Raw genomic sequence first — 20287 nt, 5'->3', positions numbered from 1 at the left:
TCTCCTTATCGGGTCAGCACGCCTGACAAGGCGAGATCATTGAGTGTCTGAAGAATGGTTTTGAGATGCGTGCGCAGTGTCTCCGCACGCTCCGGCAGGTAGGTCCAGGGTGCCGCTTCACGCATATAGGTGTGCTGCGCCAGCTCCATCTGGATGGCATGTTCATTGCGATCCGGCTGGCCATAGTGACGCGTGGTCCAACCGCCTTTGAAACGCCCATTGGACACAGCATCAAAGCCGTCGGCCGCAAAAGCGGCCTCATTCACAGCGGTCTCAATCCTGTCGTCGCAGGTTGCCCCCATGTTGGTGCCAATAGAAAAAGCTGGCAGTTGCCCCTCAAAAAGAAAGGGAATGTCTGATCGGATCGAGTGGCAATCATACAAGATCGCCACACCATGGCGGGCTTTCATACGGGCAATCTGTTCCGCCAATGCAGCATGATACGGCGCATGATAAGCCTCGCGTCGGCTTTCAATTTCATCCGCAGATGGCTCTTGTCCGCCGTGCCAAATCGCTTGCCCGTCGAAGTCGGTGAGCGGCACCAGCGTCGTGGTGTTTTGACCAGGATAAAGTGAAACGCCTGCGGGATCGCGATTGGCATCAATCACATAGCGGTGGATGTTTGATGTCACCACCGTCGCCCCATCCAGCAGCCCGTCGTAGAGCTGCGTGATGTGCCAGTCGGTATCCGCCAATTCCTGTCCTTTGGCATTGAGCCGAGCAAAAACCTCCTCTGGCACAAAGGTACCACCATGCGGCTGTCCCAAAATGATGGGGCTGTCACCATGGATCACGTCAACGGTGTTCATGCGCTCAGCTCCGGCAAGGCTGCGCCACAAGCTTTTGTAAGCGCCCCCGCCGCAACCAAGTTTGCCGCTGCCTCCAGATCCGGCGCCATGTAACGGTCAGCCCCAAGCGTCGCAACGTCCTGTCGCAATCGCATCAGCACGGATTGCAACGGCTCAGACGTCACCAAAGGAGTGCGGAATTCAACACCCTGCCCGGCACAGAGCAGCTCTACCCCGAGAATTCGGTTCAGGTTGGTCACCATCGGTATCAGCCGGCGCGCACCATGCGCCGCCATGGACACATGGTCTTCTTGATTGGCAGACGTAGGCGTCGAATCCGTCACACAGGGATTGGCCAAATGTTTGTTTTCGCTCATCAACGCAGCCGTCGTGACCTCGGCAATCATCAAGCCAGAATTTAGTCCCGGCTCCGGCGTCAAAAACGGCGGCAAATCATGGCTCAGCGTTGGATCGACCATCAACGCAATGCGCCGCTGGGCAATTGCGCCAATCTCTGACACCGCCAAGGCAATCATATCTGCGGCAAAGCCCACAGGCTCCGCATGGAAATTGCCACCAGACACAATCAATCCCGCCTCAGTCAGCACCAACGGGTTGTCGGTGGCTGCGTTGGCCTCAATCTCAAGCGTGGTGGCTGCCTGTCGGATCACGTCCATTGCCGCGCCGGTCACTTGTGGTTGGCACCGAATACAATACGGGTCCTGCACACGGCTGTCGTCATCCCGGTGGCTCTCTCGGATTTCGCTGCCTGCGAGGATGGCACGCATGGTTGCTGCCGCCTCTATTTGCCCACGTTGACCGCGCAACTGATGAATTTCTGGCTGCAACGGCGCGGTTGAGCCCATGATCGCATCTGTCGACATGGCAGAAATCACCAGTGCGTTTTGCGCCGACTGCCAGGCCTCAAATAGCCCCGCCAGTGCAAAAGCCGTCGAAAACTGCGTGCCATTGATAAAGGCCAACCCTTCTTTGGGGCCCAGCTGAATGGGTGACAGTCCGGCCTTCGCCAGCGCCTCGGCTCCAGGCAAGACTTCCCCCGCGTATTCCGCCTCCCCTTCTCCAATCACCACAGCGGTCATGTGCGAGAGTGGTGCCAAATCGCCGGAAGCCCCCACCGAGCCCTGCGCCGGGATCACCGGTGTCACGCCTTTGGCCAGCATGTCTTGCAGCAGCTCGACGTAGTCCCAGCGCACCCCGCTGGCCCCACGCCCAAAGCTCAACAGCTTGAGAGTTATCATCAACCGGGCCATCCGCCGAGGCACCGCCCCACCCACGCCGCAGCAATGGCTCAGGATCAAATTGCGCTGCAACGTGGCCGTGTCTTCCGGTGCGATCTTAAGGCTGGCCAATTTGCCAAACCCTGTGTTCACGCCATAAACTGCCACATCTCCTGCCGCGGCCGCATCAATACGCCTCGCCGCATTATCCACCGCAGGTTTGCAGACCGGGTTCAACGTGACAGCACGCTCATTCCAATACACATCCGCCAGTTGTTCCAGCGTCACAACGCCAGGGGTGAGTTCAAACACGCTCATGCGCGACCTCCAAAGATACGGTGATGCAACGGGTTGAACCCGATGCGATAAGCAAGCTCAGCCGGGTGGCTGACATCCCACACGGCCAAATCGGCCCGTTTGTTCTCTTCAATTGTGCCGCAATCCGCAGCGCCAAGCGCCAGCGCTGCATTGCGAGTAACCCCGGCCAAAGCTTCCTCAGGCGTCATGCGAAACAGCGTACAGCCCATGTTCATCGTCAACAAAAGCGAGGTCAGCGGTGAGGAGCCAGGATTGGCATCCGTCGCCAGCGCCATTGGCACGCCGTGTTTGCGCAACGCCTCAATTGGCGGCACCTGAGTTTCGCGCAAAGTATAAAACGCCCCGGGCAAAATCACAGCCGTCGTTCCCGCCGAGGCCATCGCCGCGACGCCGTCTTCATCCAGATACTCGATATGATCCGCGCTCAACGCGCCATAGCTGGCGGCCAGTTTTGCCCCTCCAAGATTGGATAGCTGCTCCGCGTGTAACTTGATCGGCAGGCCCAATTCACGCGCCACTTCAAACACGCGTGCGATCTGCGCGGGCTGAAACGCGATCCCCTCGCAAAATCCGTCCACCGCATCCACCAGCCCCTCTTCATGAGCAGCCCGCAGCGCCGGAATGCACACTGTGTCGATGTAGGCGTCGCCTTGTCCGGCAAACTCCGGCGGCACCGCATGCGCCCCAAGGAAGGTTGTCACGACCCGGATCGGGCGCACGGTTTCGATCCGACGCGCGACACGCAACATCTTCAGTTCCGTTTCCAAGTCCAACCCGTAACCGGACTTGACCTCAATGAGCGTTGTGCCTTCAGCAATCAACGCGTCGACCTTCGGCAGCGCATCCGCCAGCAACTCGCCTTCAGACGCCGCCCGCGTGGCTTTCACGGTCGAGACAATCCCGCCCCCTGCCCGCGCAATCTCTTCATAGCTTGCGCCATGCAACCGCATCTCAAACTCACGTGCCCGATTGCCGCCAGCCACAATATGTGTGTGACAATCAATCAGCGCCGGCGTCACCAGCCGCCCGCCCAAATCCTGCGAATGCAACTCCGCATAGTTAGCGGGCAAATCGGCCTGCGCCCCCACCCAAACAATGCGCTCCCCCTCAATCGCGATCGCACCCTCGGCGATCAGCCCGTAGGCTTCTCCCCCGGTCATGGTGGCCAAAGTGGCGTTTGTTAGGAGCATGACGACGAATCCCTTGCCGAGTCAGATTAATTTGCATTATGTCTGCACATAATATTCAGTCAAGCAGGGAACCGTCATGAGCATCATTTGGGCAGAGCAGGCACTGACCTCCAATGGATGGGCCAAGGATGTTCGGATAAAAATTGGCGCGGATGGCCGCATTTCCGACATCAAGGCGAACAGAACCCCAGAAGGTCTTAGGGTTGGCGCCTTGATGCCGGCCCCGGCCAACAGCCACAGCCACGCCTTTCAACGGGCCATGGCAGGCCTCACGGAACGGCGGGGCGAAAACAAGACCGACAGCTTCTGGACCTGGCGGCACCTCATGTTCCGCTTTCTTGACGCCCTCACCCCGGAGCAAGTGCAGGCCATCGCCGCACTGGTGCAGATGGAAATGCTTGAGGCGGGTTTTGCCACCAATGTGGAGTTCCACTACCTGCATCACCAACCCGGAGGCGTTCCTTATGATCAGATTGGTGAAATGGCAGAGCGGATCGTCGCTGCCGCGGAAACCTCCGGAATTGGACTGACACTCCTGCCGGTGCACTATCAATTTGGCGGCTGTGACCAACGCCCTCTGGCTCCTGGGCAGGTGCGGTTTGGCAATGACCCAGACCGCTTTGCGCGCATGATTGAAGCCTCCCGCGCCGCGCTCACTGTCCTGCCGGATGATGCCAACTTGGGTGTTGCGCCCCATTCCCTACGGGCCGTTGGGCAAAGCGCTCTGCGCAGAGCTGCGGAATTGGTACCTGATGGGCCCGTGCATCTGCATCTTGCGGAGCAAATTCCTGAGGTTGAAGAGATCCAAGCCAGCTGGCATGCCCGCCCTGTCGAATGGGCGCTGGACAACCTGCCATTGGATGACCGTTGGTGCCTGATCCATCTTACACAAATGTTGCCATATGAAACCGAGACGCTGGCCAAAACCGGTGCCGTCGCCGGGCTATGCCCTCTGACCGAAGCTTCTCTGGGGGACGGAATTTTCCGCGCCGTGCGTTGGATGGACGCGGGCGGCCGCATCTCGATTGGATCAGACAGCAACATTCGGATTTCCCTAGCCGAAGAACTGCGCCAACTCGACACCAGCCAACGCCTGCGCGACCACAGCCGCGCCGCTCTTGCCTCAACAGAGCATTCAACCGGGCGTCGCATGATTGACGCCATCTCTGCGGGCGGAGCACAAGCCGCTGGAAGAGGGGCCGGCAAGGTGGAGGTTGGCGCTTGGGCCGATCTTCTGGCGCTGGACACAGACCATCTCGACCTCACTGGCTTACAAGGCGACACCCTCCTCGACAGTTTTGTCTTTACCGGCGACAATCGCATGGTCACGGATGTCTGGTCCGCCGGACGCCACATGGTTCAGCACGGCCGCCACATCCACCGCGACAAAATCGCTGCCGCCTATCGCAAAGCGGTCAAACCGCTGCGCGACGGACTCTGACCTCAATACCGCGTTGTCATGCGATACCCACGGTGAAACACCAATCTCACATAGGTGATCGCACGGGTCTCAAACCAGGTTGAGCGCTCCGCTAGAAAAAGCGGATCCCCCTCAGCGCAGCCCAGATGTTTGGCAACCTCCGCTTCCGCCGTGAGCGCAGAGAAGCTAATCTCAGCGTCAGAATAAGGCACCTCAGCGATCAGCCACTCGTTGGGTCCAACTGTCTCAAAATCCGCATCTGCCGCCTGCGGAAGCGCCGCCAAATTGATCCAACGATCTTCATACTGATAAGGGCTGCTATCTCCGTAATGCATACAGGTTAGATGCAGCACCTGTTTACCTTGTTCCAGACCAAGACGCGCCCGCAGCCAATCCGGCGTGTCGATAATTTCACGATTGACCAATGCATAGCGATACATCGCGCCACGGCCCTCAATCTCCTTGCGCACAATAGGAATGTGAAACCGAGCCTGACGCACCGGTGACGACAACACGCGTGTGCCCGCTTTGCGCTTCCGCTCAACCAACCCCTCATCCGCCAACTCACGCATGGCGCGATTGACCGTGGCGCGCGCGCATTGGAACTCCTGGGCCAGATCCACCTCATTGGGCAAAAGATCCCCTGCCCCCCAAACGCCTCGCACAATCCGGCGCCGAATGTCTTCTTTCACATCCCGAAAGGCGGTTTTCATCAGCTCGCATCCTCTTTGCGTCGAACACTCACTTTAGTGCGTACATAACAAAGTTAAACTGATTTTATTGGTTGCACATGATTGAGAACATCACCCTCGTGCCGCGCATATTTGTTGTTGGCAACAAAAAAGCCCCAACCTCGTTTGCAAGATTGGGGCCTTTCACTTGGAAGGCATCATAGCAATGACGACGCTTAGGTCACTTTGGCCCGCACCTGAAAGCGCTCTTCTTTCCATGTTTCTTTGGCCAAAATGTCGGCAAGCGTATCGACCGCCTTCATAATGTCCTCTTCGTTTATAAACAGCGGTGTGATGCCAAACCGCATGACGTTTGGCGCACGGAAATCGCCAATCACATTGTTTGCAATCAGTGCCTGCATACAGGCATAGCCGTGCTCAAACGTAAAAGGTACATGGCTGCCACGTTGCATTGGGTCGCGCGGCCCAGCAAAGGTCACCCCCGGACACCGGGCTTCGACCTCTTTGATGAACAACTCGCTGAGGTCTATCGACCGCTGAAGCAGATCGGTCATGTCAACATCTTCCCAGACGTCTAAAGCCGCGCTCAGCAGCGAAAACGCAGCAATCGATGGTGTGCCAATGCGCATCCGGTCGATCTTTCCAGGCATTGGGCGGTAATCGGTGTCAAACGCAAAGGGGCTTTCATGTCCGTACCAACCAGACAGGTAAGGCTCCACGCTGTCCAACAATCGAGGCGCAACGTAGATGAACGCGGGCGCACCAGGGCCGCCATTGACATATTTGTAGGTACAGCCAATGGCAAAATCCACATCCGTCGCCATCACATCCACCGGGATTGCCCCACAGGAGTGGGCCAGATCCCAGACAACAACCGCGCCAACAGCATGAGCCTTTTCGATCAGGGCCGACATGTCGTGTTTGCGGCCCGTGCGGTAATCAACTTCGGTGACCATAACCACCGCTACTTCGTCCGTGATGTTATCGATCACGTTTTCAGGATCCGGGATACGCAACTCGTAGCCCGCGTCCTTGAGCTTTATCAGACCTTCCGCGATATACAGGTCAGTCGGGAAATTGCCGTTGTCTGAGAGGATCACCTTGCGGTCAGGCACCAGAGCCAACCCGGCGGAGACCGCCTGAAACACTTTGATCGACAGCGTGTCGCTGACAACCGTGGTGCCTTCAGGCGCCCCAATCAGACGCCCAACGCGATCTCCAAGCGTGTTGGTCTGCATCCACCAACCTTTGGTGTTCCAGCCTTTGATAAGCTCGGTTTTCCACTCGTCCTGAAGGAAGTTATTGATCGCCTCGGGCGCCGCTTTGGGCATTGGGCCCAGCGAGTTGCCGTTGAGGTAGATCATGCCCTCAGGTATGTCGAACATGGCCCGGGTTTTGTTGAAATCAGTCATTTTTTCACCTAGTGGCAGATGGTTATCAGGTTGGTGTTTGGATCAAGCAATTTGGGCGGAATGCCAAACATTCTTGATTGTGAGGTAGTTGTCCAAACCCTCGGCCCCACCTTCGCGGCCGTAGCCACTAGATTTGATGCCGCCGAAAGGTGTTTCGGGCAAAGAGGCTTCGAGCGTGTTGATCGACAGGTTGCCAACTTGCACGTCGTCAATCATGCGATCGATGTAATCCGCCCGATTGGTGAACCCATACCCGGCCAATCCGTATGGTACGGCGTTTGCCGCCGCGATGGCATCGTCAAGATTGGCCACAGGGTTCAGAACCGCGATGGGGCCAAAGGGCTCTTCTTGCATGATCGCAGCATCAGGCGGCACATTTGTCAGCACCGTGGGTTGGAAGAAATACCCAACAGCGCCATGACGCGCCCCACCTGTGCGCAAGATTGAACCTTTGCTGACGGCATCTTCGACAAGGGCCGTCAGAACGGGAACACGCCGTTCATTGGCCGTTGGACCCATTTCAACACCCTCGGTGATGCCATTGCCCACAACCGTCTCCGAGGCGCGTTTTACAAATGTCTCAACGAACCGATCAAAAATACTCTCGTGAATGAAGAAGCGCGTCGGCGAGGTGCAGACCTGCCCCGCGTTCCGCATTTTTCGCACGGCACCGCTCAGGGCCGCTTTCTCGACGTCGGTGTCTTCGCACACAATAACCGGCGCATGCCCCCCAAGTTCCATCAACGCCCGCGTGTCATGCCGGGCCGCAAGGGCCGTGAGATGCCGCCCAACCACCGTGGATCCTGTGAGCGCAACGAGGCCCACCGAAGGCTGGGGGATCATGAATTCAGAAATTACTGAAGGCACGCCAAACACAAGATTTAGAACACCTGGAGGCAAGCCGGCGTCTTCAAAAGCGCGCACAATATGGATGGCACCAGCAGGGGTTTCTTCTGCCGCTTTCAGAACAATGGAACACCCGGAGGCCAGCGCCCCTGCAATCTTGCGCGCGGGTTGGCTCATCGGGAAATTCCAAGGGGAAAACGCGGCCACCACACCAACCGGGTGATGATGCACCGACAGCTTGGATCCTCTGGCGGCGGGGATCACCCGCCCGTACATCCGCATCGCCTCACCAGCGTCCCATTCAAAAAATTCAACACCTCGAATGACTTCGAGGCGAGCTTGCGCCAAAGGTTTGCCGTGTTCGGCGGTGATCGCCTGAGCAATCTCTTCTTGGCGATCCCGCATAATGCTTGCGGCGCGCAAAATTGTGTCAGCGCGTTCACGTGGGGCGGTTCTGCTCCAAATCTGCAACCCTGCTTCAGCGGCATCAATCGCATCCTGCAGATCGGACTGACTGGCGCAAGGAAGGCGGCCAAGCTCCTCTTCGGTTGCCGGATTGATGACCGGCATGTCCCTTTTGGCTTTGCGCCATTTGCCGCCAATAAATAGTCCTAACTTTGGATAGGTCGCCATGCGGGCCTCACGAATATCGGTTGCTTTGCTGTAGTGTCTCACCCACACCGGCATCAGCTCAACCGCATTGAGGCGATGTGGATATCAGCTTTTTTGATATCACTTGGTCTGAGGTGTGCCTCACCCGTCGCGAGCAACCCGCTTAAGGATTGACAGGAAAGCCGCACTTGCCGGAGACAGCGCATTGCTGTTGCGATAAGAAACCCCGACAGACCCAGCCCCAAACGGCGGGCCCCAATCCAACTTGCACAAAATCCCCTGTTGGATGTCCAGCGCCGCGACATGAGAGGGCATGAGGCACACAAAGTCGCGGGACTGCAAAAGCGCACGGTTTGCTAGATACGACACGGATTCAATGCAGGTTTCTGGCTGATAAGGACCATTTTGGACAAAGAAGCGGTCAATTTGGCGGCGCAGGGTGGTTTCAATCGGTGGCAGTATCCACGGGAAGTGCGTGAGATCAGAAAACTGCAGATCCTTTGAATTGCAAAGCGGATGTCGCGGCCCGACCACGGCTCTTATTTGCTCATCATAGAGCTTTTCCTGGACCGTTTCCGCACGATGCCGATGGCTTGGCAGGCGCCCAACCACCAAATCAATTTCACCCGCGGACAAAGCGGGCATCAAGATGTCGTTTGTTCCCTCAACAATCTTCACAGCGACATTGGGGCGTTCCTCCAACAGGAGCGCCACGGCATTTGGCAACAACTCGGGAGAAGCCGCCAGCAGCGTTCCTATAACAACACGCCCTGAATTGCCTTCGTTCAGGTCATCGAGCTCCTGAGCCGCGTTTGACACTTGTGCAAAAATCAACTTGCCGTGGCGGATCAGGACTTCCCCAAACAGGGTTGGCACAACCCCGCGATTGGTGCGCTCAAACAGTTTGACCTCAAAATCCACCTCCAGATCTTGGATCATTTTGCTGGCCGCCGGCTGAGAGATGCCAAGCCCACGCGCCGCATTCTGAATGCTGCCCTGTTCACTCACGGCGATCAATAAGCGGAGCTGACGCAGTTTGAGCCGGGTGAGAGCCCGATCAAGTATGCGCGTATGTTTCGCAGCCATGGTTTTCCTAACTTGTGATTGCAGCTTGCATCCGGTCAATCGCCGCCACAACACTCATGGCCGCAAGTGCGGAACTTTTGGGATTGTCCGGCAAGGCTTTGCCTTCGATCCGAAACGTGAAAGAGCCAAATTCGCCTGTCGCACTCAGCTCGTGGATGTTTGCATCAATGCTTGGATCCGCAATCAGCCTGACCTGTGTCTGATCAAAACCAACACCCGCCAAAGCCACGGCGGCGGCGACATTGGCGTTTTTGGGGTATGCGGTCGCCGCCTCACGCGCATTTCCGTCAAAATGCACACTTGGAATCTTCAGCGTCTCCAAATCCAATGTGGTTTCCGCTGGGGATCCAATCCACCCTTGTGGCGGTTTTCGACCCAAATAGGTGACCGTGTCCAGCCCCCCAACCTTGGCGGCGCGCAAGCAATCCAAGGCACCAATCGCCCCACTGGCGAGGTGCAGCTGAGACGCTCCCTGGCGGGCCGCCGATTTCAGCTCACTGTACAACTGCGCATCCGCAAGCGCCCCAAGCGACACGGTCACCAAGCTGATCCCACGCTGCAGGATCAAGGGACCGTGCTGCGCCAAAGCTGAATGGCCTGCGCAATCAATCATCAGGCCCGTATCGTCAGGGATTTGCGATGCGTCCGCGACGCGCAAAGTTGTATCGCTGGCCTGCACGCCACGGATCTTGTTGGGCCGCACAATGCAAACATGTGTGTCGTCCAGATGGCTCCGCACATACCGTGCAATTGCACCGTCGCCAATAATACCAATTTTCATTGTCAGCTCCTTTGCCCACCCCCTACACGAATTCCCAGGGCGCCAGCTATCAAAATATTGAATACCCGCATAAACGCAAAGACGTGGCCAACTATGAGAATTCTGGTCTCTATGACACAGATCGAATTCGGAGAGCGTCCCATGCAATACAAAAAACACGAGGCAAAAGCCTATGCCCGCGAAACCATGCGTGGCATTTGGGCCGCCGCCCTGAATCCCTTCGATGCCGATGGCGCGATGAATGAAGCCGGCCTGCGCAGCAACATTCGCCATTGGATTGATGACCTTCATATCCAAGGGCTGTTTATTGCGGGCAAACAAGGCGAATTCTGGTCGATGTCTCTGGAAGAGCGCAAACGGAACATGACCGTCGCGGCCGAAGAATGCGCAGGCAAGGCTGGGACAATCATGTCGATCTCCGATCAAAGCGTCGACATGGTTCTTGAATTGGGACGACACGCGCAGAACTGTGGTGCTGACTACGTGGTGGTTCACGCCCCGATGTTGAGTTTCTGCCACGATCGAGATGAGGTTTTGTATAACTATTACAAATACCTGTGTGACCGCCTCGACATTGGCATCGCGATGTGGAGCCACCCTGACAGCGGCTATCTCATGGCGCCTGAAACCTGTGCGCGCATTGCCGACCTGCCCAACATAATGGCGATCAAATACTCCGTCCCACGGGAGATGTATGCGCGGCTGACAAAGATGGTTGGCCACAAAATCCTGGTCTCAACCTCCCTCGAAGACGATTGGTTGGACAATATCGAAGAGTTGAAATGGCAACTCTATCTGTGCTCATCGCCCCCCTATCAATTGCAGAGCAAAAACGATCTGCGGATGCATGAATACACCGAATTGGCCTTTGCCGGTAAGTTTGACGAGGCGCGGCGTGTTCGCGACAGCCTTGATCCTGTGCGCGAGGCGATCAAATCCACCAAACCGGCCGGCAAACCAACGGCACATGGCAAATACTGGCAAGAGCTTCTTGGCCAAGTGGGCGGCCACGTGCGGCATCCAATGCTGGAATTGACCGACGCCGAAAAATCCGCCACCGCAGCTGCGTTTCAATCCTGCGGCCTCAGGCTCTGATTTTGCCTGCCACGGGTGAGGTCTATGCCCTATTGGCCGCGTTTGCTTACGGGCTTGCGGGCGTCTCCATAGTAAAAGGCAAGGCCACAGCACAAGGCGACAAAGGCGTGTTCCTCGCGGTTGTCACAACGGCCTGCCTGTCGGCAGCACTTTGGCTGGTCTGGGGCAGGTCTTCCCTCACTCATCTGAAGTCTGAAAGCGCACTCATCGCCGTGGCTGCTTTTGCGGCGGCGGGCCTGTTTTCAACCGTTCTTGGGCGCATCACCATGTATCGCGCCGCCGAACAGGTCGGTGCGGTCACCACAGGTTTGTTGCGCCGATTAACACCAGTTTTTGCGCTGCCGCTTGCTTTTGTGGTGGTTGGCCAAGTGCCGCATTCAAGGGAAGTTCTTGGTGGCCTTGTTGTGCTGCTAGGCATCGTTTTCTACCTCCGCACCCCCAGTTGGTACCTCCCCGCTTCGGTCTCAACTGGATTGGCGCTCGGGGTCGCCTCTGCCTTTTTCTACGCCCTTTCTTATGCCCTCAGATCTTGGGGGCTGCAGAGATTGCCCGATCCGACCCTCGGAGCCCTCATAGGCGCATTGATAGGCTGCATCTGGTTCCCCGTTGTAGCCGCGATGCATGCCAACACATCTCGGGGGCCACGCACACTTTTGATCGATCGTGGGCCTTGGCATTGGATCACGGCCCTTGCGCTGAGTTTCGGGCAGGTGCTTCAGTTCCTGGCGCTTCAATCTACGTCCGTTTTGGCGGTTTCCGTAATTGGATCGCTTGATGTGCTTTTTTCAGCAGCCCTCATTGTTTTGCTCCGCAGCGGTGAGCCAATCGCCGTTGGCCGCCTGTTTGTCGCGGCTTTACTTGCCGTCATGGGGATCACAATGATGCTGGCAGTGCCCATCTGATATTCAAAATTCCGATAGCAAAATTCCTTGAATACCTTATTTTCGGAGCGCCATTTGTCTTAGGCTTTGAGAGAGCAGATGTGTCCACCGGGAGAAAACAAATGAGCAGCCATCCAACGTTAAAGCCCTTCAACTTCAATAAATGGGTTGCCGAAAACGAGGACAAGCTGCGCCCGCCCGTTGGCAACCAGCTACTTCATAAAGATGGCGATGGCATGATTGTGATGGTGGTCGGCGGCCCCAACACACGGGTCGATTTCCATGACGATCCGGTTGAGGAATGGTTCTTTCAGCAAAAAGGCGACATGATGCTCAAAATCGCTGAAGGCGGGAAAATCTATGACGTCCCGGTGCGGGAAGGTGAAGTTTTTATGCTGCCACCACACACCCGGCATGCCCCGCAGCGGCCACAGGAAGGCTCCATCGGGATCGTGGTCGAGGCCCCTCGGCAACCCGGCATGAAAGAGGGGTTTGAGTGGTTCTGCTTTAACTGCGAAGCTCTTGTGCATCGCGAAGAAGTATCGCTGGAGGATCCCGAAGGCATCGTCACCGCTTTGCCCAAAATCTATGACGCCTTCCACAACAGCACCGAGGCACGCACCTGCCCCAAGTGTGGGGAACTGCACCCTGGCAAAGGAAAGCCACCTGCAGAGTGGGTGCAGTTATAACGCTTAGCTACCGCAGTCCACCAAAGACCGAAGGCAGTCTTAAACGTCCCCCGCCAGTGCGCGTGGGTGCCGGTTTGTCCGGTTGATACGGATCGTCTGTCAGTGCTTGCGCGAACACATCCGCGCGCCCAAACGACACATTGGGCGCGGCAGCCATTTTATCCGCCGCCCACCGGGCCACTTGGGGTGTCGACACGCTGGTGCCATTCATACTAACGCGCGAGCCGCTGCTTGAACCCGCACTTAAAACACCATGCAGAGCCACGCTGTCGTCGCTGACCGCGGAGGCATCTGGCCCAAACAGTCTGCTGATGTTTAAGGTCGGCCCGCCTGCAGAATATGTCGCCATTTTGCCATCTGAATTCACATAGCCGGCGATGACAGCAGGCAAGGTGCCACAGCCAATGCCATTGATCATACCCGCTCTCCGCACCAAACTTGGCCGGCTCGAAAGGTCTTCATCAAGCGTTTTGCCACTGGGTAACTTAAACCTGGGATAGTTTTGGTCACTGAGGCGGGACTGGCGCCCAAACTCGGGAAATCCAGGCAAAGTTTCATCCCGTTGCACCCAAGCATTTAACTTTAGGGGCCCCACGCCTTCCCTTTTGGCAAAGCGCAATGTCCAATTGCCAAAGGGCGCCACAGGACGCACATCTTTCGGATTGTCAGTGGGAAGCGCCACAATCATGATCTGCCCGCGAAACGTCGGGGCTTGTGGCGGACAATAGATCACAATTCCAATCACAACCTCCCCCCCGCCCGGAGCAGTTCGGTTTATCAAGGTGAACCGAGGGACCATGCCCACAGTGATGGTATGAGCCTCACTCTCACCGGGTAAGGTAATGCTTAAGGACAAAGCCGCATCCGGAATATCTGGCATCAACGGCAGCCAAATGCTCAGTACTGATGCGCTTCGATCTGACGGCTGCAGCTCCCAATCAATTTCCTTTTCAGGCGCTTGCTCCGTCAGCTCAATCACAGCATGACAGCGGGACAGGTTGCCGTTGCCAGACGGCAGTAACAGTAGCCGCGGCCGGTTTGTCGCTTGAGACATATCAGCCAAAGCCGCATGAATGGCACGGGACACCACACCAGTGCCGTCATGTGGACCCAAAAAATTCCCGAAACTGAAATTAATCACCAGAGGTGGGGTGACCGGCTCTCCGTCCTGCTCATAGTTTTGAATGTGTTCAGCAACAAACTCAAGCGCCTTTTCAATTGTTGTTTCAATACCAAATCCCATCGTGTTGCGGACGACACTGGTGGGCAATTGGATCGCAATGATGCGCCGATCATCGCCAACAGGTTCATCAGCATCATACCCAGCCGCCAAACCGGCCACATGTGTGCCATGAGACACCCGATGCGCGCAGGAGTTAAAGGGGCGATCTTGCCAATTGATCAGCCCCAGTTCGCGATACACTTCGGCCTCATCAAGCAAGCCATTGTGAAGGTGCTTTTCCAGGACAGTTTCGATTTCAGATCGCGTCCAGACCCGCCCAAGTGATGCTTGCAGAAGCCCAGATGTTTGAGAGACATCATCCATGTTGAGGAAAAAGTCGACGCGGCTCAGGGCCAGCTTTCCATTTTCCTCGCGGCGGAAAAGATCATGGGCTATCGCAATTCCATGATCAATCACGGCAGTCACTACAGCTTCGGACGAGATTGATTGGGTCACAGTTCGCGGGGCAAACGGGTCTGATGAAAGATGCAGCGACCGCCGATCAAGCGGCGCACAGGTAGTTATGGACGCAATGCCCAGCCTGCGCTCGCCGTCCGCTGCGTTGGCCGCGTTGAGGTAGGCCCGCTTTGCATAAATGCTGACAACATCAAGATCGGTCCGTTCTCTGTAAGAAAGGTCGTATTCTCCGGGAATGATCACCGCTCCCTCTGGAAGTGGCGGATCGTAATCACCAGCTTTGTTCAGCAGATCCTGGAGCGACCAGCTCCGTTCATTGTTGGCGGTTTTTGCCACAGAAACCAGCGCCAGCCACATTTGATCCTCATAATCCACAGGATCGAGACCAACTGGGGTTTCATTGACAAAATCACGATCTGCCTCAAAAAACCGCTGCATCGCGTTGAGCGCAAAGTAGGTCAACAGGTCCCGCGGTTGTTGGCTTCGGGAAAGGTCTGTCCATGTGATGGTCATTGGCTTGCGCCCCCACCCGATACGCCTCCTGGCCCGGTCACCGCCGCCGTCTCAGTGTCCGCGGCCAGATCCGCCCATTCCGCCGCCGCCATGCGCCAGAGCCACTCCAACGGCCGCGATCGGATCTGGTTTTGCTCTGGGTTTGCAATATTGGTCTTGCTCACATAAGGCGCAGCTTGTCCGTCTGACGGCGGCGCTTTCTGTTCAGGATCGTGACCAATTGCAGGATTTCTTGGGTCAAAATACGCCCGCCAGTCAAAGTCCAAAGTGTCCGGGTAATGGCGCCCATCAAAGGACCAACTGGTATGTGGCGCAACTTGCGTGCATCGGTCCACGAAGTATTTCCCAAGCGTGAGCCCCAGAACGGCACCAGCGGCACTATCGACAGGGAAGTGCACACCAGCGACCGTACGATTGATGGCAATCCGCGCCGCTTGGCGCATCAACATTTCGCCCCAGATGCCCTCCGAATAAGGTTTAACACCTAAGGTGCGCAGCAACGCCCAAAGAACCCGCGCCATTGTAAACGCCTCGGTAGCATGACCACTTGGCAGGCTGCCGTGGGACGGGGTCCAGATCATCGGCTGAATTTGTGGCGAAAACTCATTCGGCCGTTTGCAGGCAAGCGCGTATTTGAGCCGCATTTCCACAAAATTCGCCAGCCAATGTGCGGTTGCCAAAAGCTCAATGGTGAACGGCGTTCGCGCTGGCTCAATGTAGGCGATTGCGCGCAAAAACTCTGTTGGTGTGCCCAGCTGCGCCAAAATCTCGGCCATACGGTCTTGGCGCAAGTCCGCGTAATTTGCGACCAGCGTCAGCTGCTTGGCAAATATCTCCTGTGTGGGACGCCTCATGGCGATGAGATGTTGATACTTGGTGCCGGGAACGGGATGCGGCACCGCAGTGGTGGCGCTCGGGGGCGCAACCGTTTCCAAATGGTACACCTGCGCCCAATTGGAGGCACTGGCGGATGAGGATTGTTCAAAGCCAAAACCAATGCGGCTTCCCAGTTCAAATGCAAATATGCTGGCCCGCACAGGGACTGACAGTTTCGATAAATAGGCGGTTGTTTCTTCTGAATTTGGAAGCACCGAAGCCCCAGTGACCGGTGCCCATGTGCCGGAAATTCCATCATGATTGGTGATCAAGGCCTGCGAAATCAGCGGTGGATCGGCTGGTCCGGGTGCGCCAAACGCCCCAAAAGCACCAAAGGCGCCGCTGCCAGAAAAAGCCCCAAAGGCTCCAAATGCGCCAAAGGCACCTTCCGGTGCCACGTTGGATGCGTTGCTCATGAGAAAATCCTCCATATATGTTCAGTTTCAATGCCTTGTCAGTCTGGAATTCCGATCTCTTTTAAGGTTTGGGCAAACGCGACACCCACCGGGAATTCGGCGCTTGGCGTGCTGCGTTTCCATCTACTGATGGTAAATGCCGGATCCAACCGACCGATCTTTTGCGCAGTGTTGCGCGCGGCCTCATGATTGCCCATCCGCCACTCAATGACCGCCAGCATGCGCAGTGACGACATATGCAAGCGATTGAGACGCAGTGAGCTTTTGATCAATTCATGCGCGCGCGGGTAATCCTCGGCGACCATGCTGGCACTGCCCGCCAGACACTGAAAAAAGAACCGGTGCGGGTCGCGTGGCGCAAGGTGCAACGACCGTTCCGCATCACGCACGGCTTTCCGGCCTTCGCCGCGAAACGCGTAAAGCGTGCCTCGCAGCGCGCGGCCTGTGGCCTCATTTGGGGCGTACTCCAACGCGCTGTTATAAAGCTCCTCCGCCTCGTACAAATCATGCAACAGATTGGTTTGGACAAACCCTTCCGCAATCAGCGCGCCGGTGTTTGTCGGATCAAGATCAAGCGCGCGGCGCGTATGATTGAGCGCGGATGCGGCCTCCGCCTGCAAATCTGTGGACCATCCCTGCACAACCTTCAGCACATGCCAGCGCGACTTCCAAGCCAACGGCACAGGGTTGAATGGCATCCGATCTATCAAGGCATCAAGCAGCTCACCCGCACGGGCAAAATCTGTTGGGGACAGGCGGTGCATCAACGCAACCGCCGCCATCAGAATTTCGTACCCATCCAAGGTTGGCACCGGGAAGCTCATCGCCCGCCGCGTTTCCAAATCCAGAATGGCCAGGTGAACTTCGTTGGCCACCTCTGAGAATATCAGGTTCTTTTGCAGCACCTCAGCGGCATCAACCTCAATCCGATCAGACCAAATAACATGCCCTGAGCGTGGCCGAGACAGGCTGAGATCTAGGATATGCCGGTCTTGCCCCACGGAACACGACCCAGACAATAAGAAATCGGCCCCCAGTTTTTTGGAAAGTTCAGCCGGCGTGTTTCTCTCGACCGAAATTGCGAGCGTTGACAAGTGCGAGATAACATTCATCCGATGAGAGCGGGATAGGGCAACCGTCAAGTCGTCCGCCAACATGCCTCCCCAAACAGATGCCTCCGCGCTGTTGCGCATCATCAGCGGAAGCACAGCAATTGTGGGCAGCAAATCCTCAGGCGACATCAATGGCGCAACCGGAGAAACCTCATCAGTGCCAACAACACGAAAGGCATGAACCGGGTCAGGGACGTTTTTCAGATAAATTTGGCCGATGTCCTCAAATTCTGCATCCATGCTATTGGCCAAGGTATCTCTCACCTCAACTGACGCCATTACCTCTCCGGGCTGGGCGGCAGCGGCCAATCGGGCAGCAATATTCACGTGGCGCCCGTACAAATCGGAATCTGGTGTACGCAGTACCTGACCAGAATGCATGCCAATGCGAATGCCAATATGCTGCATGGCCGGTGTGCGCTGGTTCTGTGTGGCCAGCGTCTTGCGCATTCTCAGCGCCACATGCACAGCTTCCGAAGGGTCATCAAATTCCAGCATAATTCCATCGCCAAGGCGTTTGACAATTCGTCCGGACTTTCGGGTTTTGAGATCGCTTTCAATGTCGTCGACAAAGCTGAGCCATCTTTGAATGGTGCCTTCTTCGTCTTTGTCTATCAGGCGCACGGAATCCACGACATCTGCGAAAACGACCGTTTCGGATGCGCGTTGCAATGTTTGAAGTCCCTCGACCTCATCAACAAAGGTCGCGCGTGTGCCCGCCATGCGAAGCACTCCACCAATAGGTTAAACCCCAAGTATAGCCAATTTACGCAAATTTGCATCTTCGTAAAAATCGCCCAAAAACAAGGCGCAAGGCTTCAAACCCGCCTGACGGGAAAACACTAAAAATCCTCGACCTACGATAGAATTGTGAATTGAGCGTTCAATCTTCCAATGCGTGCGCTACCTTCAACCCAATGACGTCAGCAACGCCTGCGATGGGTTTCCACTTGGCTCAATCCCGACACTGCGCTGGTAATCGGCAATTGCCGCGCGAGATTTGGGACCCAACACACCGTCCGCCCCCCCGGTATCAAACCCCCGCACTGTCAGGCGAGTTTGCAAGGCGATGCGGTCGTCTTTGGTGAGCCCGTATTGATCCGGCGGGAACGGAGTGCGCAGCGGGCCGGCGCCGCCAATGCGATCCGCCAAATGGCCCACTCCAATCGCGTAGCTGTCAGAGTTGTTGTAGCGCTTAATGGCGTTGAAGTTTCCGGTCACCGCAAACCGTGGGCCGCCAGCCTGTGGTCGGATCACCCGCGACGCGATTTCACCTGAGCGCAACTCCCAGCCCCATTTGGTGCCGCGGGACCAGCCGTTCTTTTGCAGATACGCAGCGGTGGAAGCCAATGCGTCAGACGGATCATCTGACCAAATGTCACGACGACCATCGCCGGTATAATCCACCGCAAAAGACAAATAGCTGGTTGGAATAAACTGCGTGTGCCCCATGGCACCGGCCCAACTTCCCGTCATTCGGTGCGCCGCGATATCACCACTTTGAATGATCTTGAGCGCCGCGATCAGCTGTTTTTCATAGAAACTGCCCCGTCGTCCATCAAAGGCCAAAGTGGAAGTGGCAGAGATCACTGGAATGTCGCCTGTGCGCTCGCCGTAGTAGCTTTCCAGCCCCCAGATGGCACAGATGATTTCCGCATCCACACCATAGCTTTGCTCAAGGTTTTTTAGCGTGCTGCTATGCCGCGCAAAAGCGGCGCGGCCTTTGGAGATGCGTTCCTCGGACGCGGCGATCGACAGGTAATCTTCAAGCGTGCGGGTGAACTCCGTCTGGTTGCGGTCCCGCTTAACGACGCCGGGCAAATAGCCCGTGTCGCGAAATGCCGCGTTAAGACTTGTTTCTGTGATGCCTTTGGCCAAGGCGCGCGCACGAAAACTGGCAACCCATGCGGCATAGTCACGGTTGGGTTGCGGACGTAAATCAGCCGGGAGTCCTTGCGGTTTCGAGACAGAAGAACTTGAGGATGTACCCGGCGTGCTTTGACAGGCTGTTAGGGTCAGGGCCGAGAGCCCGAGAGAAAAATTACGACGCGACATACTCATTACGACGGCCCTCGTTTGCCAAGATTGTTGAGGAGAGTTTGACAGAGATACACCAGAGGAGCGAGAGGGGAAATGAACTGCAAAGGGACAGCCACGTCATCGCCCTCGCAAAAAAAAGCCAACACATTCCGCCAGCTTTGAAAACGGCATCAATCCACACTTCAAAACGGACGCACACAACCCTGATCGGTCGGGCCAGAGTTCACATCATATGTGGCTGATGACTTGGCTCATCCAATCAAGGTGAAGTGGACCTGCACCAAAATGTGGCTGCATCTGCAAACTCTGCGGCATAGAAGGCTGCGGGATCACTGTGAAGGCGTCCCGCGCCGTATGCGCGCTCAAAGAACCCTGGCGCAGGCAGGCCATCGCGCGCCCGACTGACAACCAACGCCGCGATCAGCGGATGACCCGCAGCAGCGTCCTCTTCGATCAGACATTCCAACGCCTCTGTGAGTTGTTGGATCGTGTTTGGCGGTGACAACTGAAGGTCTTTGGCAAGCGCTTGATATGTGATTGGCCGGTCCCCCGCCAAAAGGTCGCACAGATACGCCCGGACACGAGGTGCCAGCCGGTTCTCTGGGCGCGCAGCCGTGTTTTCGGATTCAGGCGTTCCCATACC

General features: G+C 56.6%; 17 protein-coding genes. 4 read left to right on the top strand and 13 right to left on the bottom strand.

Annotated elements, in window-relative coordinates; genetic code table 11:
- Positions 1 to 5 precede the first annotated feature (5 nt).
- From hutG to hutI, 3 genes are read right to left on the bottom strand one after another with little or no spacing between them, the layout of a single operon-like run.
- Positions 6 to 809, bottom strand: coding sequence for an N-formylglutamate deformylase (gene hutG / locus QZ517_RS05690; protein WP_294223500.1), 804 nt, complete (start codon positions 807 to 809; stop codon positions 6 to 8).
- The gene (gene hutH, locus QZ517_RS05685; protein ID WP_294223495.1) at positions 806 to 2344 is read right to left on the bottom strand and encodes a histidine ammonia-lyase; all 1539 of its coding nucleotides are present in this window, start codon (positions 2342 to 2344) and stop codon (positions 806 to 808) included. Before hutH ends, hutG begins: the two co-directional genes overlap by 4 nt.
- Positions 2341 to 3534, bottom strand: a complete 1194-nt coding sequence (hutI, locus tag QZ517_RS05680) for an imidazolonepropionase (protein WP_294223492.1) — start codon at positions 3532 to 3534, stop codon at positions 2341 to 2343. Before hutI ends, hutH begins: the two co-directional genes overlap by 4 nt.
- A 76-nt stretch (positions 3535 to 3610) precedes the next feature.
- Here hutI and QZ517_RS05675 point away from each other — a divergent pair, with 76 nt between their 5' ends.
- Positions 3611 to 4975, top strand: a complete 1365-nt coding sequence (locus QZ517_RS05675; RefSeq protein WP_294223490.1) for a formimidoylglutamate deiminase — start codon at positions 3611 to 3613, stop codon at positions 4973 to 4975.
- 2 nt (positions 4976 to 4977) lie between these two features.
- Here QZ517_RS05675 and QZ517_RS05670 read toward each other — a convergent pair whose 3' ends face one another.
- The 5 genes from QZ517_RS05670 to QZ517_RS05650 form a co-directional block, all read right to left on the bottom strand.
- Positions 4978 to 5667, bottom strand: coding sequence for a GntR family transcriptional regulator (locus QZ517_RS05670; protein ID WP_294223487.1), 690 nt, complete (start codon positions 5665 to 5667; stop codon positions 4978 to 4980).
- A gap of 194 nt (positions 5668 to 5861) precedes the next feature.
- Complete coding sequence (kynU, locus tag QZ517_RS05665; RefSeq protein WP_294223484.1) at positions 5862 to 7058, bottom strand: kynureninase; 1197 nt, start codon at positions 7056 to 7058, stop codon at positions 5862 to 5864.
- Positions 7059 to 7100: 42 nt separating this feature from the next.
- Positions 7101 to 8537 (bottom strand): NAD-dependent succinate-semialdehyde dehydrogenase, encoded by a 1437-nt coding sequence (locus QZ517_RS05660; protein WP_294223479.1) that lies wholly within the window; start codon positions 8535 to 8537, stop codon positions 7101 to 7103.
- A gap of 120 nt (positions 8538 to 8657) precedes the next feature.
- A complete protein-coding gene (locus QZ517_RS05655) occupies positions 8658 to 9602 on the bottom strand; it encodes a LysR substrate-binding domain-containing protein (RefSeq protein WP_294223473.1) in 945 nt (314 codons plus the stop codon).
- Between the two features lie 7 nt (positions 9603 to 9609).
- The gene (locus tag QZ517_RS05650; protein ID WP_294223470.1) at positions 9610 to 10383 is read right to left on the bottom strand and encodes an aspartate dehydrogenase; all 774 of its coding nucleotides are present in this window, start codon (positions 10381 to 10383) and stop codon (positions 9610 to 9612) included.
- A gap of 141 nt (positions 10384 to 10524) precedes the next feature.
- On the opposite strand from QZ517_RS05650, the gene QZ517_RS05645 reads away from it, so the two are divergent.
- The 3 genes from QZ517_RS05645 to QZ517_RS05635 all read left to right on the top strand — a co-directional run bounded on the left by QZ517_RS05645 (position 10525) and on the right by QZ517_RS05635 (position 13048).
- Positions 10525 to 11478 carry a dihydrodipicolinate synthase family protein gene (locus QZ517_RS05645; protein WP_294223468.1) on the top strand — a complete coding sequence of 318 codons (954 nt, stop codon included), beginning with the start codon at positions 10525 to 10527 and terminating at the stop codon, positions 11476 to 11478.
- Positions 11479 to 11480: 2 nt separating this feature from the next.
- Complete coding sequence (locus QZ517_RS05640) at positions 11481 to 12380, top strand: DMT family transporter (protein WP_294223465.1); 900 nt, start codon at positions 11481 to 11483, stop codon at positions 12378 to 12380.
- Positions 12381 to 12481: 101 nt separating this feature from the next.
- The gene (locus QZ517_RS05635) at positions 12482 to 13048 is read left to right on the top strand and encodes a 3-hydroxyanthranilate 3,4-dioxygenase (protein WP_294223463.1); all 567 of its coding nucleotides are present in this window, start codon (positions 12482 to 12484) and stop codon (positions 13046 to 13048) included.
- 7 nt (positions 13049 to 13055) lie between these two features.
- Here the strand turns inward: QZ517_RS05635 and QZ517_RS05630 are convergent, their stop codons facing one another.
- The 5 genes from QZ517_RS05630 to QZ517_RS05610 form a co-directional block, all read right to left on the bottom strand.
- Positions 13056 to 15200: a S8 family serine peptidase gene (locus QZ517_RS05630; protein WP_294223460.1), complete on the bottom strand. Its 2145-nt coding sequence runs from the start codon at positions 15198 to 15200 to the stop codon at positions 13056 to 13058.
- Complete coding sequence (locus tag QZ517_RS05625) at positions 15197 to 16492, bottom strand: phosphatase PAP2 family protein (protein WP_294223458.1); 1296 nt, start codon at positions 16490 to 16492, stop codon at positions 15197 to 15199. Before QZ517_RS05625 ends, QZ517_RS05630 begins: the two co-directional genes overlap by 4 nt.
- A gap of 38 nt (positions 16493 to 16530) precedes the next feature.
- Entirely contained in the window at positions 16531 to 18327 is a 1797-nt protein-coding gene (locus tag QZ517_RS05620) for an adenylate/guanylate cyclase domain-containing protein (RefSeq protein ID WP_294223454.1), read from the bottom strand.
- Positions 18328 to 18513: 186 nt separating this feature from the next.
- Positions 18514 to 19665, bottom strand: a complete 1152-nt coding sequence (locus QZ517_RS05615; RefSeq protein WP_294223451.1) for a lytic murein transglycosylase — start codon at positions 19663 to 19665, stop codon at positions 18514 to 18516.
- A 238-nt stretch (positions 19666 to 19903) separates the two neighbouring features.
- Positions 19904 to 20284, bottom strand: a complete 381-nt coding sequence (locus tag QZ517_RS05610; protein WP_294223449.1) for a hypothetical protein — start codon at positions 20282 to 20284, stop codon at positions 19904 to 19906.
- Between the last annotated feature and the right edge of the window lie 3 nt (positions 20285 to 20287).

This window comes from uncultured Shimia sp. (assembly GCF_913054185.1).
Lineage (GTDB): Bacteria > Pseudomonadota > Alphaproteobacteria > Rhodobacterales > Rhodobacteraceae > Shimia.
This window is presented reverse-complemented; position numbering and strand designations above follow the sequence as displayed.

Coding starts and splice junctions, on each gene's coding strand:
- hutG (WP_294223500.1), bottom strand. CDS start 809: ATGAACACCGTTGACGTGATCCATGGTGACAGCCCCATCATTTTGGGA.
- hutH (WP_294223495.1), bottom strand. CDS start 2,344: ATGAGCGTGTTTGAACTCACCCCTGGCGTTGTGACGCTGGAACAACTG.
- hutI (WP_294223492.1), bottom strand. CDS start 3,534: ATGCTCCTAACAAACGCCACTTTGGCCACCATGACCGGGGGAGAAGCC.
- QZ517_RS05675 (WP_294223490.1), top strand. CDS start 3,611: ATGAGCATCATTTGGGCAGAGCAGGCACTGACCTCCAATGGATGGGCC.
- QZ517_RS05670 (WP_294223487.1), bottom strand. CDS start 5,667: ATGAAAACCGCCTTTCGGGATGTGAAAGAAGACATTCGGCGCCGGATT.
- kynU (WP_294223484.1), bottom strand. CDS start 7,058: ATGACTGATTTCAACAAAACCCGGGCCATGTTCGACATACCTGAGGGC.
- QZ517_RS05660 (WP_294223479.1), bottom strand. CDS start 8,537: ATGGCGACCTATCCAAAGTTAGGACTATTTATTGGCGGCAAATGGCGC.
- QZ517_RS05655 (WP_294223473.1), bottom strand. CDS start 9,602: ATGGCTGCGAAACATACGCGCATACTTGATCGGGCTCTCACCCGGCTC.
- QZ517_RS05650 (WP_294223470.1), bottom strand. CDS start 10,383: ATGAAAATTGGTATTATTGGCGACGGTGCAATTGCACGGTATGTGCGG.
- QZ517_RS05645 (WP_294223468.1), top strand. CDS start 10,525: ATGCAATACAAAAAACACGAGGCAAAAGCCTATGCCCGCGAAACCATG.
- QZ517_RS05635 (WP_294223463.1), top strand. CDS start 12,482: ATGAGCAGCCATCCAACGTTAAAGCCCTTCAACTTCAATAAATGGGTT.
- QZ517_RS05630 (WP_294223460.1), bottom strand. CDS start 15,200: ATGACCATCACATGGACAGACCTTTCCCGAAGCCAACAACCGCGGGAC.
- QZ517_RS05625 (WP_294223458.1), bottom strand. CDS start 16,492: ATGAGCAACGCATCCAACGTGGCACCGGAAGGTGCCTTTGGCGCATTT.
- QZ517_RS05620 (WP_294223454.1), bottom strand. CDS start 18,327: ATGGCGGGCACACGCGCGACCTTTGTTGATGAGGTCGAGGGACTTCAA.
- QZ517_RS05615 (WP_294223451.1), bottom strand. CDS start 19,665: ATGAGTATGTCGCGTCGTAATTTTTCTCTCGGGCTCTCGGCCCTGACC.
- QZ517_RS05610 (WP_294223449.1), bottom strand. CDS start 20,284: ATGGGAACGCCTGAATCCGAAAACACGGCTGCGCGCCCAGAGAACCGG.